Here is a 15,439-nt window from a genome sequence, read left to right on the forward strand (position 1 = left end):
TCTGGTGAAGAAAATCACGAATTGCCGACTCGTCAGCAGTGGTGGTGGTTTGAGCTGTTTGTGAATTCATAGTTTTGAGCGATTGGATTAGAGTGATCCGGTTGCCTCAATTTCAGGTGCATAAATCGTTTCGTCTTCTTTGCGCCAAGCTGGATCGACTAGACAAACGAAAACAATAGGTTCGTCGCCATAGTTGTGAAGGAACTGGATTGCATTTGGAGGAATGTAAACCGCATCGCCTGGTTCAACGCGACAAACTTCACTGTCGATCGACATTTCTCCAACACCGCTAATGATGTAATAAACCTCAGAAGTCTTTAGAGAATGGGGAATCGAAGTTTTGCCAACAGGCAAGATCGCATGCGCCAAACTGTAACGCAAATTGATGTCTTGTTTGTCAGGATGAAGCAGTTCGCGCAGAACAGTTCCATCTCCAGCGATAATTTCTTCACAGTCGTTTAGTTTTTGGATCAGCATACGTTTAGGTTTGCAATTACACAATCGGAACAAGTTCAGAATCTGTGAATTTTGGATGTTAAATACTGTCAGAGGTCAGCAACGTCACGACATCCGCATGAGCTAATACGACATCGGGGTGGCGTTGAAGCGCCGTGTTATACTTCATGGCAAACTCATCGCCCGATTCATCAGGGCTCAGCAGTGTCCGAATGTCACTGTCAATCGCTTCAATTGCCTCTGGTGTAACAGATTCATCGACATGAAGCAACTCATCGATTTGGATAATCAATGCTGAGAGTCGATGCAACCAAGCAAACTGCTCATGACTAATCGCCAGTTGTAGCAATTCACCTCCAGAAACGTGCCCTCGAACTTGCTCATAGGTAAGGCGCTCAGTATCTAGTAAAAGCTTGTGCAGATGCAGTAGTTTGATTCGTAACTCACTTAAGCGGTGATGTTGACTAATCCGTTGTTGAAATGTGTTAGGCATAAATCCGTCCCATCCTTCCTTCTTGGTAGTCGTTGATCGCTTGGGTGATTTCAGCTTCAGTGTTCATGACAAACGGACCGTAGCGCACGACTGGTTCGTTAAGGGGTACACCTGCAATCAGCAGAAGATCTAGAGGACGCTGAGCATCAGCAGGGTTGGAGATCACTACATCCTCTCCATCTTGAGAAAAGAGCACCATCTGCCCATCATCACCAGGCGCTGGCTCTGTCCCAAACAACCCAGACCCCTCCAGTACATAGACAAAGGCGTTGTACTCTTTTGGTACAGGCTGGATCATCGTTGCCCCTGGTTGCAGTGTGAAGTGGAGGTAGGTTATCGGCGTGCGCGTCTGAATTACGGCTTTTGCCCCTAACGCTTCTCCCGCAATCACCCGCACCGTCACAGACCCATCTTCGGTTTGAGCTACCGGAATGTGAGCCGCTGGAATTTCCTGATAGCGGGGCGGCATCATTTTGTCTCGTTGTGGCAGATTGACCCATAGTTGAATGCCGTGGAGCCGTCCACCCGTTTGGGTAAACATTGACTCCGGCATCTCGGAATGCACAACCCCGGCACCTGCTGTCATCCATTGGACATCACCCGGATTTAGTAGCCCGGCGTGCCCTGCAGAATCTTTGTGTTCTAACCATCCATCCAAGACATAGCTGACGGTTTCAAAGCCCCGATGCGGATGATCGGGTGCACCTTTTGCCTGACCCGGCTTGAGATTGATCGGACCTAACTCGTCGAGGAGGAGAAACGGGTCAAATTCAGAGAAGCTACTTTTGGGAAAGGGCCGACGTACAAGAAATCGGGCCCCTTCGAGTGTTTCAACGCTGTTGATTACTCCGGCAACGGTTCGAGACGTTTGAGTGGGGACAGTCATAGAATTGCCTCTTCAGAAATAGACAAGTATGTGTATCATTTGAGCCTGACTCAACGGGGTGAATCACAAAGTTTTTTCACAAGCCAGAAATGCAGTAGATCGCTGATTATTCCTGCTGAAGAAAGTTCAGTAACAGGGGATTGATCTGATCGGCGTGAGTCCAGTTAATGGCGTGCGGCCCGCCGGGAATGACAACCAGTTGACTGTTTTTAATCAGCTTTGGAAGTCTTGCTGCGGTGGACTCAAGCGGCAGAATGCGATCGCTATCTCCATGAATAATCAGAGTCGGCACATCAATGCGGGGCAGATCATCGCGGAAATCGGTGAGCCAGGAGGGTACACAGTCCAAAGTCCCTTTAGCAGAAGCCCCTGCTGCTACATTCCAACTGGCTTGAATCGCTTCATTGCTGATGCGATCGCCAAGCAATACATCAACATTGAAGAACTCTTTGAAAAAGGCAGAGAAATAAGCTGGACGATCGTCAACAATCGCTTTCATAATGCCATCGAAGACAGTTTGATCAACACCCTCTGGATTGTCCTCTGTCTTTAACAGAAACGGTGGAACGGGAGCCATCAGCACGGCTTTCTGCACCCGCTCTGAGCCGTATTTGCCAAGATAACGTGTGGCTTCACCTGTTCCCATTGAGAAACCGACCAGCACGGTATTTTGCAAGTCAAGCTTGGTCATGAGTGTATTCAAATCGGCGGCGAAGGTATCGTAGTCATAGCCAGATGATGGCTGACTGGAGTTGCCAAATCCTCGGCGATCGTAGGTAATTACTCGATATCCTGCATTCAGTAAAACTAAGACCTGCTTCTCCCAGGAATGTCCGTTCAATGGAAATCCATGAATCAGTACAATCGGTTGACCTGTCCCAAGATCTTCGTAGTAGAGATCGATGGTTGCAGAGTTTTCTTGACCAACGGTAATGTAAGGCATGAGAGGTTTCTCCGTTGTAAATTGAGGATGTGTTTTTGTCTGTTGCATCACAATTTTTATGCAGCGATCGAGCACCGTCTTAACAATGCTGTGTTAAGCAGACTTCAAGATGGGGCAAGCATCCATTGCGTATCATCGCTTCATAACGACAAGAATCCTTCATTGTTGCCTGAGCGCGATCGCCACGTTTGCCGCCTCTAAGATGGCTTTGATTCTGCTGTTGCAGAAATTAACTTCCAAATGCCAATTAGCGGGTTATTTTGAATCAATGGTGTAGGCATGTTGTTCAGATGTTGCTTTATAGTCTTCGGCTGAAGTAACGGGTGTCAACACAAAATCAAATTCAGTTGTGTAAAACGGCTTACTTTGATTGTGTGCCTTGAATTCGTCTGGTGCTTCATGTTTTTGGAATTGAACGATCGCCGATCGCACTGCAAAAGTTGTATCTGAATCCAGGTGAGGATCGCCAGCAATAAAAATTTGTGTTGTCAGCGGAGTGTACTCCGGGGCACTGACTTTGACATGGATGTGAGCCGCCCGCCAGGGATGCCGTCCCAAGAGTCCCAGCAACTCGCCACATGGGCCACTGCTTGGCACTTTGTAACCTAGTGGCACGACGGTTTCAAACATATACTTTCCACTCTTGTTCGTTTTGAAACGTCCCCGAAAATTCCCCAACGGCTGAGATGGCTCTTGGACATCATATAATCCTTTGGAATTGGGTTGCCAAACATCAATCAGAGCATTGGCGATCGGTTGACCGTTCACATCTAAAACCCTGCCTGACAGGAAAAGCGTGTCGCCTTCTGCATCAATACCCAAGCGATCGCCCATCTGCCGTCCTGGTGCATTCGGCACATACAAGGGTCCTTCTAAATTGCTTTCTGTACCGCAATGCGAATCGTGCAGCAATTCTACCAACTCTGAGATTCCGAGTAAATCTGTTAACGCCTGCATTTCTCCAGCGGGAATCTCCTGAGTGTGATGACTGACCCGGTTGAGAAAATTACGTCCCTGCTGCAACTCTGATTCAGTCAGATTCACCTCACGCACAAAGTCATGCAAATGTCGAACGAAGCTCGTGTAAATTTCATAGAGTCGCGGGTGAGATTTGCCACGATCGCCATGATTAATGACGGCTTCAGTGATAGTGTCAAGTGCGATTTTCTGCACGATCAAATTCCTTTTTAGTTACGTGATTAATGATGGTTGTTTTACGGCGACTATCTTGGCAGGGGCTTCCATGTCGAAAAGTCCGCAAGATGCGCCCAGTAAGCAGTCAATCCGATATAAGCAAAGATGAGAGCTGCCACACTTAACACAATTGCTCCAATAGTTCGCAAGAGCCGGGTTGATTTGAGAGAGAGGGTTGGTACAGAAAAAATTCCTCCTAAGCCAACGAGAATGAACCCAATTCCTGATAGCAAAGGAAGTTGTGTTATTCCCAGGTTTATGATGCGAAAGCCAATTAGAAGCGATACCAGTCCTGCAAAGAATCCATAAATGCCCAGGGTAAATAATTCCCAACCCATTGCCAGAGTTAGGGAAGTTCCTACAAACAAAATGCCAAACAGAACAGTTGTTTCACCATAGGCAACATTGAAACTACCAATAATGGGCCAGGTAAAAGTCATGTGTAAGCCAGTGACTAAAGCGATCGCGCCGACTACACCAAAACCAGGAATCCAGCGTTTCTGATTTGAAGTACCAAGACCAAAATACACATAGGCAGCTAACAGAGCGAGTCCAGCAGATAGATTAATCAGCATGAGTGTCAGGTAATCGATAAACATTAGACCTCCTGCAAATGTTCGGTTTTGTTAAGACTTAGACAAAAACTGAAGTATGCAATGCCTGTCGCATTGCTGTGTGTACCAGTTTTGGCTTCAGAAATACTCTTTCACCACAGCACTAAAACGATAATGATCGGGAATCTCAAGTTTGTAGCGGGGCAGGCGAGGCTGTATCACCATCAGGTGAACATCGCCAATACGAAAGCGCTTGCCCAGCAATCTTCGCACTTATTAGACAGGGATGGGTTGCAGCCGTGATGCGAGAAATTGCGTGATGTGATTTGCGATCGCATCCCCATCTTCTTCCAGAGCAAAATGTCCGGTATCGAGTAAATGAAACTCAACGTCATTACCGAAGACTTCTACAAGGTAGATGTCTGAGAAACAGGTGTTTCGTTGTCCTCATTCTTCAACATTCATTTGATTCAGAACAGTCAAGTTTGCTGAGTTAAGCTACAAGTTAGAGACGGCTGACAGCGCTAAAATCTTGATTCAGATTGCATTCGCTTGCGGTTGAAGCTTGAATGAAATTTGATACTGTGTCGCAAAGTTGTAGAAACTTAAAGGCTTTTGCGGTGCAATGACAAAGCAATTAAATGCGCTCCCACACCAACTCGAAAACCGCCTCAACACCATCACTCAAAACTGGCAACGTTTTCAGCGTCACTCGGCTCTCACTCAGAGTAAAAGTGCGAACTAACGTTGTACCGACCCGATTAGGAATTGATGCAATTTCGATCTGGTGAGTTACTGTGTTGCCACTCAACATATAAGTTCCAGCGTAAGCATTGAATGTTGTAAATGCTTGAGCAAGCTCTTCCACGGGTAAAGATTGCATCTGGGGAGTCAGGGGTGATCTGACCTCCTGACTCAGCGGTGAGCGATCGCTCCTAGAAAACATCACCATCATGTGACCATCTGATGTGTAAGTGATGTAGCCAACCGGATGAGTTCCATACAGATCTGGAGTCACCGTTCCATCAGCGTAAATGGCAGTTGCAGAAATTAACTTCCAAATGCCAATTAGCAGATTGTTCTGGATTGATGGTGGAGACATAATGTGCAACCATTGCTTGATGATTCTCCGCTAGAGAGTAGCGGGTTTCAACACAAAATCAAACTCAGTCGTGTAAAACGGTTTACTTTGATTGTGTGCCTTGAGTTCGTCTAGTGCTTCGTGCTTTTGCAATTGAACGATCGCCGATCGCACGGAAAAGGTTGTATCTGAATCCAGGTGAGGATCGCCAGCAATAAAAATTTGTGTTGTCAGTGGAGTGTACTCCGGAGCACTGAGTTTGAAATGGATGTGAGCCGGTCGCCAGGGATGCCGTCCCAAGAGTCCCAGCAACTCGCCACATGGACCACTGCTTGGCACTTTGTAACCTAGTGGCACGACGGTTTCAAACATATACTTTCCACTCTTGTTCGTTTTGAAACGTCCCCGAAAATTCCCCAGCGGCTGAGATGGATCTTGGATATCATATAATCCTTTGGAGTTGGGTTGCCAAACATCAATCAGAGCATTGGCGATTGGTTGACCGTTCAAATCTAAAACCCTGCCTGACAGGAAAAGCGAATCTCCTTCTGTATCAATACCCAAGCGATCGCCCATCTGTCGTTCTGGTGCATTCGGCACATACAAGGGTCCTTCTAAATTGCTTTCTGTACCGCGATGCTTATCATGCAGCAATTCTACCAACTCTGAGAGCCCTAGTAGATCCGTCAACATATGGATCTCTCCAGTGGGAATCTCTTGAGTGTGATGACTTGCCTGGTTGAGAAAATTACGTCCCTGCTGCAACTCTGATTCAGTCAGATTCACCTCACGCACAAAGTCATGTAAATGTCGAACCAAGCTCGTGTACATTTCATAGAGTCGCGGGTGAGATTTGCCGCGATCGCCATGATTAATGACGGCTTCAGTGATAGTGTCAAGTGTGATGTTCTGCACGATCAAACTCCTTTTTAGTTACGTGATTAATGATGGTTGTTTTACGGCGACTATCTTGACTTATAATCTGTGTCCTAATCTAATTGGCTACAGCTATAGTCTGGTGACTTGATGCTTTCAAGACTCATCCTGACGATTTCGTGCGGCATACCAATCCCTTCAAGAACGATGAGATCAGCCAGCGAACAGGCATCGGGCATATGATAGAGTTTCATGGAATGTCCCTTATCACAAAGAATGTGTTTTTGCTTCCTATCTGCTGTTTTCATAGTCTGAGTGTAATGACTCCTAATGCTCGGTTTCTTTCAGATTCTTAGGGTGTTTTGTCAGATTCTTGTGCAATCACCTTCAAGACGCAGCGTGGAACCGAGCGTTCTGTCGAGGAACGCGCGGATCAACGTTGCCACCTCCTCTGCATGAGTCTCCAGCGCGAAATGTCCGGCGTCGAGCAGGTGAATCTCTGCATTCGGGAGATCGCGCTGATAAGCGGCAGCACCAGCGGGCAGAAATGCCGGATCGTGACGACCCCAGACGGCGAGAAGCGGCGGACGTTGCTCGCGAAAGTAGGACTGGAAATCCGGATAAAGCGCGACGTTGCTGCGGTAATCGAGGATCAGATCGAGCTGGATCTCCTCCGCGCCCGCTCGCCCCATGTAGGCGATGTCGAGTTCGTAGCCGTCAGGCGACAGAAGGGTTGGATCGGCTCCGATACCATACTGCCAGTTCCGGATTGTGTCCGGTGCGAGCGAGGGTCGGCAGGCTTCCCGGTTCGCTGCGCTCGGTTCGCGCCAATAGGACTCCCACGAACCCCATTCGTCACTGAAACCCTCCAGGTAAGCGTTGCCGTTCTGCGAGACGATCGCAGATATCCGTTCAGGATGGCGCATCGCCAGACGCAGACCTACTGGCGCACCGTAGTCGAAGATGTAGAGTACGTATCGATCGAGCGACAAAGCATCGGTGAAGCCCTCGATCACGTCGGTAAGGCGGTCGAACGTGTAGTCGAACGTCCCGCGTGACGGTGCCTTGGTCTGCCCAAAACCAGGTAGATCGGGCGCGATGAGCCGAAAGCGATCAGCAAGGAGAGGGATCAGGTCACGGAACATATGGCTAGCGGTTGGAAAGCCGTGCAACAGCAGTATTACTGGCGCATCGCTTGACCCCGCCTCACGGTAGAACACTTCGACATCACCGACCTGTCGAAACCCGTAGCGTATTTTCATCGTACGATTCTCTCTGTTTTTGATTTTCTTCCGACTAAGCTTCGATGCTCAGATTTGGAATCTTGGACACCTTTCGCATACCCTACGATCGCCGCTCCTAAACCGCGAGAACCACCTGTTACCAGTGCAACTTTGCCTGCAAGTGTTGTCATCTCGCACTGTCGTTCGACTACTGCGCTACATACCCACCACCACAAAGACTGCATCATTAGATCGCTCTGTAGACTTGATACCCCTCTTCTGTCACTCTGGGAAAATAAAAGTGAGAGCCAAATTTTAACTGTAGATAGAGCGGGGATTTGAGCGTTTATTTTCTAACAGAATGGCGGAAATCAAGATTTTTGATAAAAGTCTTATGCTCTAAGCATCCCGGATTATTTTATGCCGAAAGTGACAGAAGAGGGATACAGCAATTTCCAGGTTTATGGAGTACGGTTGCAAGGGTTTGTCAACCATTTTGGTAAGTGCTTGGGATTAAGGTGTACTTTATTTGCTTGGAATCTGCTGTATGTAATTAACACGCATGACTTTCCCTACTCTCTTGGTCTATGAAACTAGACCAGCCACGATGCTTGTTCTGATGAAGATTGAATTACCTTAATTTAGACGAAATCTTCCATAATCAGAGAGTGATTTAAGCCGCTAGCAGCAACGCTACCCTGAAAAACAGCAGCGACGATCACTTGCATGGGTGAAGTGATGTCACCTGCCGCATAAACGCCTTTGACGCTAGTTTCGTTAAAAACATTGGTCGTCTTGATTAAATTAAATTCATTCAACTCACAGCCTAACTTTTCAGCTAGGTTTGAACGGAGTGTTTGCTTTGGTCGGATAAGTATTCCGCGACGCGCAATTTTCTCGTTTGTCTCAAAAACGATGTTTTCTAATTGTCCGTTATCGCCTTCGAGTCGGATAATTTTCTCTTCGCGAACAAGGATTTTGTGGTTTTCCAAGAGTGTCCTTTGATCAGCGGTTAGATCGGCTTTGCCGTTGGTGCAGAGGACTAAATCAGCACTCCAATTTTTCAGCAATGCTGCCATTTCGATGCCCGTTTCGCCATTTCCAACAATGGCAAGCGGCTCGTCGCGCACTTCCCAGGCATGGCAATAGGGACAATGAAACACGCTTTTGCCCCAGAAATCACCAAAGTTTTCGAGAGCTGGAAATTCATCCATTACCCCGAAAGCCAGCAAAATTTTGCGCGTTTTTTTAATCGTGCCATCCTCAAACACAACTTCAAATTGATTGCCGGATGGGTTGATTTCCTTGACCCCGATAGCTTGAAATTCAACGCTTTTATAAGGTTTGAGTTGGTCGCGCCCGATGCTCAAAAGTTCATGTGGACTGATGCCATCGCGTGTGAAAAAACTGTGCGACTCGTGTGCGGGAGCGTTACGCGGATTCCCTTTGTCGCAGACTAACACTCGACGGCGACTTCTGCCTAAAAGCAGTGCCGCACTGAGTCCAGCGGAACCGCCACCGACAATGACGCACTCGTAAATCTCTTTGTTTTGGTTCATCATCTTTTTCTGTTCTCCAACTGGATAGACAGTCACTTATATCTGTTTCGATTGCTGCTGGTGCAACGACATTGATGCGAATACCTGCTTTGGCCTATTGGAGCGCAGCAGCTTTTGTTAAGCCTACTACCGCACACATCAAACAGAGCGAAGCAACTTCAGCAACTCTTCCACTGCGGGTTCCGAAGATGCCGGATTCTGTCCGGTCACGAGCCTCCCGTCCACTTGGACATAGGGGATCCAGTTGGCGGTTTTACTGTAGATGCTACCCCGTTCCTTTAGCCGATCTTCCAACAAGAAAGGCACGACCGTGGTCAAGCCCACCGCTTCTTCTTCTGCATTCGTGAACCCGGTCACGTGCTTGCCTTTGATTAGATACTCGCCGTCCTTTCCGCGCACATTGATCAACGCAACCGGCGCGTGACACACTGCACCGACTGGCTTGTCGGCCTTCACGAAGGCTTCGATCAGTGCGATCGATGTCGCGTTGTCGGGCATGTCCCACATCGGGCCATGTCCGCCGGGGTAGAAAACTGCGTCGAAATCGTCTGCGGACACGTCGGCTAGCTTTTTCGTGTTGGCAAGTTCAGCCTGCGCTGCGGTGTCTGTGCGGAAGCGCTTCGTTAATTCGGTTTGGAACTCGGGTACCTCGCTTTTCGGATCGAGCGGCGGCAGACCGCCCTTCGGTGAGGCCACCGTGATCGCTGCTCCCGCATCCTTCAGCACGTAATAGGGAGCAGCAAACTCTTCCAGCCAGAAACCAGTTTTCTTTCCGGTATCGCCAAGTTGGTCATGAGACGTGAGAACAATGAGAATCTTCATAGCAAACCTCCTTTTTAAGAACTCAAACACGAACTTTCTCGCTGCATAACACCTGATTCGCCTTCAGTATTGGTGTGAGAACATATCGGTGTCTATCGCGACTTGGATGCAACGTTTCGCACTGTTGATCGACTACTGCGCTACAAACCCACCGTCTACCATCAATGTTTCACCTGTTATGAGCAACGATGATTTGTCAGCGTCTGGATCTGCGAGGAAGCAAACGGTTGCCGCCACCTCCTCCAGGGTTGCGATCCGACGGAACGGTCTCTCTACCGGTGCATCACTCTCCTCAACGGGAGCGACGATCGGTCCCGTTCACCCGTTACCAGGAATCTTTCGTACTCAACTAACCACCTTTATACGGTTGGTGTGCAATGGGTTTGCTATGCGACGTTTATATACTTTGTGTACAGTTCGTCTTTGTCTTAACTAACTTGAGTGTAGTGAATTCCAACACTTAACTTCTTTCAGATTCTTATGGTATTACTGTGCGATTGAAAACAAGCGCTCCGCTCCAGTCTCGCAAATAAGAGCAGCAGTTTCTTCCCCTTCTACACCGGGTTTGTCGCCGAAGACAACTTTTGCGCCAGCAGTACCAAAAGCGATAATTTCGTTAAGCTTCGCTAACGCGGTTGCTTTGGCAATTCCCGATGTTCCTCCAGTAACTAAAGCCACTTTATCTTGCAGTATCATCCTGTTTCTCCTGTTCCAATCAATATTGACCTTCAGCACACAATCAAACTCCGATCCGTTTAGCAATTACCAACGCCGTAAAGGGGGTCTAATTTTCTGTAAACTTCAGCACAACTTTGCCCCGTGTTCCTCCCTGCTCTATACGTTGATGTGCCAGAATGACCTGATCCCAAGAAAATACTGAATCAATCACTGGGCGAAGCTGATGACGCTCGATCAGTTTTGTCAAAGCCTCTAATTTTGCTCGATACTGGGGTGAAAAAACAAAATGAATCGTCAGATTCTTACCCCATGCTTCAAGAAGCGATTGCGGTACTGCAATGTCTACAATGCTTGCAAGCCTACCAAAGGGACGAATGATTTCTAGACTACGCTGAATTGTTTCTCCGCCGATCGTATCTAGAACTAAATCCACACCCAGTCCATTTGTTTCTTGACGAATGACTTCTACGTAATCTTCATTTTTGTAATCAATCACCCGATCTGCGCCCAGTTCTGTCACGAAATCTCGGTTTCTAGAACTACACGTTGCAAAAACGTATGCCCCTATTGCTTTGGCGAGTTGAACTGCGATCGAACCCACTCCACCCGCACCTGCATGGATGAGAACTGTTTCACCAACTTGTAGATTGCCCCTAGTCACTAGACAATCCCAAGCCGTTCCGCCTGCAAGCGGAAAAGAAGCTGCTTCAATGTGCGATAGATTTGCAGGCTTCAATGCAACAATCGCTGCATCAGCCACATGATACTGAGCGTAGCTACCGAATTCTCCAAAAATTTGTGGCGAGTAATACACGTTGTCTCCCACCTTGAAATCAGTCACAGCTTCGCCAATTGCCTCAATCACCCCTGAAACATCGACTCCAAGGATGGCGGGTAATTGAACCAGTTCCTTGTAATCACCACGGCGAGTTTGGTAATCGACTGGGTTAATCGAGGTTGCACAAACTCTGACTAACACCTGATTCGCCTTCATTGTTGGTGTGGGAACAGTTTGAATCTCAAACTTCTCAGCATCACCAAACGCAGTTAATACGGCTGCTTTCATAGATTCCATCTGTGCCAACTCTCCTTGATTTAGAATAAACAGTGACGGGATTTCAATACTATTCAGCGTAGGTAAGTTCTACCTAACTTCGTAAGTCAGCACGATTTGGTAAGGTAGTTACCGTTTAGTAGCAAATGCAGATATCACAGCCTCGTAGCACACCAAAAAAGTTTTCTTGCTCCCAGCCAAAGGCGATGTGCAACTTAACTAAATAGTCATGTCGTTCCATTGTTTCTCATAGCGATCTCCTTTCTTTTGTAAGCATAAGGTTCAGGTCATTAGCCAACAACTGGCTGAGATTCAATTCCTCGACACCAAAGCCTATTTGCTGAATGCTTGATTCGTCTATCGATTTTTGATTGTTTTCAGAAAACCAAGATAATTCGATGCTGCTTCCTGAGCGTTTTCGATCAACAGCAAATGTCCTGCTTTGGGTAATTGAATAATTTGACTCCCTGGAAGACAGCGATGTGAGCGATCGACATCCCGAATATCATAAATTTTGTCTTCCTGACCCCAAATTGCCAGGGTCGGAACCCGACTGTGAGGCAACTGACAAAGCACATCATCATAAAGATTCACAATGTCCCAAGTCTGCTGATAATTTCGATTACGATTCACATAATCGTTCACTTTCTCGGTTTTGACCTCATCCGGAATCGTAGGAGGCGTCACGAAAAGCAGACTGATTTCTAGATCGAACTGCTCTTTGGTAATTGGAATAAAGGGATTGATGCCCTCAATAATCGATTTCCTGACGCTAGTTGCCCAATTCGTTACGCCTAGCGGTGAACCGATAAAGGCGAGGCTGCGAACTTGGTTGGGATAAAGCTGGCTGTAAAGGGCTGCGATCGTGCCCCCCATTGAGCTACCTGCAACATCAAGGGATTGAATCTTTAGCTGCTCGACAAACTGGTGCAAGAGGGCTACCTGATTCTCTAGTGCATAGTCTTTCACGGTAAATCCAGTACTCTTGGCATAACCGGGTAGATCGGGTGCGATCGCTTGATAGCCTGCTCTAGCCAACTCGCACATCATGCCATTCCACTGCTCTTTCTCAGCAAATAATCCATGCAGCAGTAAAATCGGCTGTCCTGTCCCTGCTTGATTATAGGAAAGCGTCCCACTCCCGATTTGGGTAGAGCGAGTTGCGATGTCACAAGTTGAAGCAGGAGTTGCGTGATTCAGCCAACCAGAGCCAACAAGCACACTGAAAACCAAAACGATGATAACTAACAGGTAATGTGTAACTTTCAATAAGGAAAATCCCACCGTATGCTTCTGGTAAGCAATTGTGCCAGAACAGAAGGTGAAAAAAATGTTTGATATCGAAGAGTTGATCATTGCTGTTTTCTGCTGTGTGGATGAGCTATGTGACGAGTGCAACTTCTTCTGAGAGTTTTTGCGAAATCATGATGTCCTCTGAGTTTCTCTGAATAAGGTTTGTAACGTTTACGACCTACTTGTGAATAAGGGGAGTGAGGGCTGCGCCTCCAGCCAGGGTTCCATCCCTACGACCCGTCAGACTCCAATTAGGATTGCTGTAGTGGTTGCAGATATGGATTCCTGTTGTTCAAGCGGTATAGCCGCCATCAATTTTGAGACTTGCGCCCGTAACAAAAGCAGCTTCAGAACTGGCGAGATAAGAGACCATGCCAGCTACCTCATCACCCTGTCCATAGCGACCGAGGGCAGTCATCTTGGTCTGCTCTGCGGCAAAGTCGCTGTCTGCGGGATTCATATCGGTGTCGATCGCTACTTGGTCGCAACGTTTCGTACTGCCTTTCGACTACTGCGCTACCAACCCACCACCACAAAGACTGCATCATTAGATCGCTCTGTAGACTTGATATGTAATTAACACGCATGACTTTCCCTACTCTCTTGGTCTATGAAACTAGACCAGCCACGATGCTTGTTCTGATGAAGATTGAATTACCTTAATTTAGACGAAATCTTCCATAATCAGAGAGTGATTTAAGCCGCTAGCAGCAACGCTACCCTGAAAAACAGCAGCGACGATCACTTGCATGGGTGAAGTGATGTCACCTGCCGCATAAACGCCTTTGACGCTAGTTTCGTTAAAAACATTGGTCGTCTTGATTAAATTAAATTCATTCAACTCACAGCCTAACTTTTCAGCTAGGTTTGAACGGAGTGTTTGCTTTGGTCGGATAAGTATTCCGCGACGCGCAATTTTCTCGTTTGTCTCAAAAACGATGTTTTCTAATTGTCCGTTATCGCCTTCGAGTCGGATAATTTTCTCTTCGCGAACAAGGATTTTGTGGTTTTCCAAGAGTGTCCTTTGATCAGCGGTTAGATCGGCTTTGCCGTTGGTGCAGAGGACTAAATCAGCACTCCAATTTTTCAGCAATGCTGCCATTTCGATGCCCGTTTCGCCATTTCCAACAATGGCAAGCGGCTCGTCGCGCACTTCCCAGGCATGGCAATAGGGACAATGAAACACGCTTTTGCCCCAGAAATCACCAAAGTTTTCGAGAGCTGGAAATTCATCCATTACCCCGAAAGCCAGCAAAATTTTGCGCGTTTTTTTAATCGTGCCATCCTCAAACACAACTTCAAATTGATTGCCGGATGGGTTGATTTCCTTGACCCCGATAGCTTGAAATTCAACGCTTTTATAAGGTTTGAGTTGGTCGCGCCCGATGCTCAAAAGTTCATGTGGACTGATGCCATCGCGTGTGAAAAAACTGTGCGACTCGTGTGCGGGAGCGTTACGCGGATTCCCTTTGTCGCAGACTAACACTCGACGGCGACTTCTGCCTAAAAGCAGTGCCGCACTGAGTCCAGCGGAACCGCCACCGACAATGACGCACTCGTAAATCTCTTTGTTTTGGTTCATCATCTTTTTCTGTTCTCCAACTTTGGACATAATCATCAACTCCTAAGTTCTCTTTGTCTTAGTTCACTTGAGTGTAGTCAGTTACAACACTCAACTTCTTGCAGATTCTTATGGAGTTTCCTATGGAATTAGCGAACCTATTTCAGTGTTACTTTAGTGAGTCGCTTGAAGTGTTGTATCAAACATTTCGCCCTGCCTTTCGACTATTGCGCTACAAACCCACCATCTACCATCAACGTTTCACCTGTTACGAACGATGCCAGGTCAGATGATAAAAACAGGACTGCATTTGCAACTTCAAGCGGTGTTCCAATTCGTCCGATCGGGTGAAGTCCTGTTATGTAAGCTTTGGCTTCATCCTGCCCACCTGTAGCTGCTTCAAACATATCTGTTTCGATTACTGCTGGTGCCACTACATTGATGCGAATACCCGCCTTGGCATATTGGAGCGCAGCAGCTTTTGTTAAGCCTATTACCGCGTGCTTACTCGCGGTGTAGAGGGGTACGCCAGGAAGTGCAACTACTCCATTCGCAGATGCCGTATTGACGATCGAACCACTTCCTTGTTTCAACATCTGAGCAATTTCATGTTTCATCGACAACCAAACACCTTTGACATTGACGTTCATAATGCGATCGTATTCCGCTTCTGTTTGCTCAATCAATGAGCATTCGTAACAAGTTAAGCCTGTATGGCAGTTGTCAAGGGGATTTCAGAAGATGTCTCAAAGAAATATTGGTTCAG

19 protein-coding genes are annotated in these 15,439 nt (G+C 47.2%); all 19 read right to left on the bottom strand.

Annotation, left to right across the window (positions count from 1 at the left end; translation table 11 throughout):
* Positions 1-87 precede the first annotated feature (87 nt).
* Positions 88-477, bottom strand: coding sequence for a cupin domain-containing protein (locus QUA57_RS25965; RefSeq protein WP_015179730.1), 390 nt, complete (start codon positions 475-477; stop codon positions 88-90).
* Positions 478-535: 58 nt separating this feature from the next.
* Positions 536-949, bottom strand: a complete 414-nt coding sequence (locus QUA57_RS25970; protein ID WP_333064595.1) for a hypothetical protein — start codon at positions 947-949, stop codon at positions 536-538.
* The gene (locus tag QUA57_RS25975) at positions 942-1,835 is read right to left on the bottom strand and encodes a pirin family protein (protein WP_333064596.1); all 894 of its coding nucleotides are present in this window, start codon (positions 1,833-1,835) and stop codon (positions 942-944) included. Before QUA57_RS25975 ends, QUA57_RS25970 begins: the two co-directional genes overlap by 8 nt.
* A gap of 106 nt (positions 1,836-1,941) precedes the next feature.
* Entirely contained in the window at positions 1,942-2,778 is an 837-nt protein-coding gene (locus QUA57_RS25980; RefSeq protein ID WP_333064597.1) for an alpha/beta hydrolase, read from the bottom strand.
* A gap of 255 nt (positions 2,779-3,033) precedes the next feature.
* On the bottom strand, positions 3,034-3,951 hold the full coding sequence (locus tag QUA57_RS25985) for a dioxygenase family protein (RefSeq protein ID WP_333064599.1): 918 nt from the start codon (positions 3,949-3,951) through the stop codon (positions 3,034-3,036).
* Between the two features lie 50 nt (positions 3,952-4,001).
* On the bottom strand, positions 4,002-4,571 hold the full coding sequence (locus QUA57_RS25990; RefSeq protein ID WP_015179725.1) for a DUF981 family protein: 570 nt from the start codon (positions 4,569-4,571) through the stop codon (positions 4,002-4,004).
* A 592-nt stretch (positions 4,572-5,163) separates the two neighbouring features.
* Positions 5,164-5,628, bottom strand: a complete 465-nt coding sequence (locus QUA57_RS25995) for a lipocalin-like domain-containing protein (protein ID WP_333064602.1) — start codon at positions 5,626-5,628, stop codon at positions 5,164-5,166.
* A 30-nt stretch (positions 5,629-5,658) separates the two neighbouring features.
* Positions 5,659-6,522 carry a dioxygenase family protein gene (locus QUA57_RS26000; protein ID WP_333064605.1) on the bottom strand — a complete coding sequence of 288 codons (864 nt, stop codon included), beginning with the start codon at positions 6,520-6,522 and terminating at the stop codon, positions 5,659-5,661.
* A gap of 74 nt (positions 6,523-6,596) precedes the next feature.
* Positions 6,597-6,791 carry a hypothetical protein gene (locus QUA57_RS26005; protein ID WP_333064606.1) on the bottom strand — a complete coding sequence of 65 codons (195 nt, stop codon included), beginning with the start codon at positions 6,789-6,791 and terminating at the stop codon, positions 6,597-6,599.
* A gap of 57 nt (positions 6,792-6,848) precedes the next feature.
* On the bottom strand, positions 6,849-7,745 hold the full coding sequence (locus QUA57_RS26010) for an alpha/beta hydrolase (protein WP_333064608.1): 897 nt from the start codon (positions 7,743-7,745) through the stop codon (positions 6,849-6,851).
* A gap of 602 nt (positions 7,746-8,347) precedes the next feature.
* Positions 8,348-9,268 carry an NAD(P)/FAD-dependent oxidoreductase gene (locus tag QUA57_RS26015; protein ID WP_333064609.1) on the bottom strand — a complete coding sequence of 307 codons (921 nt, stop codon included), beginning with the start codon at positions 9,266-9,268 and terminating at the stop codon, positions 8,348-8,350.
* Positions 9,269-9,403: 135 nt separating this feature from the next.
* A complete protein-coding gene (locus QUA57_RS26020; protein WP_333064610.1) occupies positions 9,404-10,087 on the bottom strand; it encodes a type 1 glutamine amidotransferase domain-containing protein in 684 nt (227 codons plus the stop codon).
* Between the two features lie 132 nt (positions 10,088-10,219).
* Positions 10,220-10,396 (bottom strand): SDR family oxidoreductase, encoded by a 177-nt coding sequence (locus QUA57_RS26025; RefSeq protein WP_333064618.1) that lies wholly within the window; start codon positions 10,394-10,396, stop codon positions 10,220-10,222.
* A gap of 177 nt (positions 10,397-10,573) precedes the next feature.
* Complete coding sequence (locus QUA57_RS26030) at positions 10,574-10,822, bottom strand: hypothetical protein (RefSeq protein WP_333251418.1); 249 nt, start codon at positions 10,820-10,822, stop codon at positions 10,574-10,576.
* A 49-nt stretch (positions 10,823-10,871) separates the two neighbouring features.
* The gene (locus QUA57_RS26035) at positions 10,872-11,831 is read right to left on the bottom strand and encodes a zinc-dependent alcohol dehydrogenase family protein (protein ID WP_333251420.1); all 960 of its coding nucleotides are present in this window, start codon (positions 11,829-11,831) and stop codon (positions 10,872-10,874) included.
* Between the two features lie 345 nt (positions 11,832-12,176).
* The gene (locus QUA57_RS26040; RefSeq protein WP_333064613.1) at positions 12,177-13,175 is read right to left on the bottom strand and encodes an alpha/beta hydrolase; all 999 of its coding nucleotides are present in this window, start codon (positions 13,173-13,175) and stop codon (positions 12,177-12,179) included.
* 229 nt (positions 13,176-13,404) lie between these two features.
* On the bottom strand, positions 13,405-13,572 hold the full coding sequence (locus QUA57_RS26045) for an SDR family oxidoreductase (RefSeq protein WP_333064615.1): 168 nt from the start codon (positions 13,570-13,572) through the stop codon (positions 13,405-13,407).
* Between the two features lie 204 nt (positions 13,573-13,776).
* Positions 13,777-14,730, bottom strand: coding sequence for an NAD(P)/FAD-dependent oxidoreductase (locus QUA57_RS26050; protein ID WP_333251423.1), 954 nt, complete (start codon positions 14,728-14,730; stop codon positions 13,777-13,779).
* Positions 14,731-14,897: 167 nt separating this feature from the next.
* Positions 14,898-15,359 (bottom strand): SDR family oxidoreductase, encoded by a 462-nt coding sequence (locus QUA57_RS26055; protein ID WP_333064617.1) that lies wholly within the window; start codon positions 15,357-15,359, stop codon positions 14,898-14,900.
* Between the last annotated feature and the right edge of the window lie 80 nt (positions 15,360-15,439).

The organism is Microcoleus sp. Pol7_B2, from assembly GCF_036701035.1.
Classification (GTDB): Bacteria; Cyanobacteriota; Cyanobacteriia; order Cyanobacteriales; family Microcoleaceae; genus Microcoleus.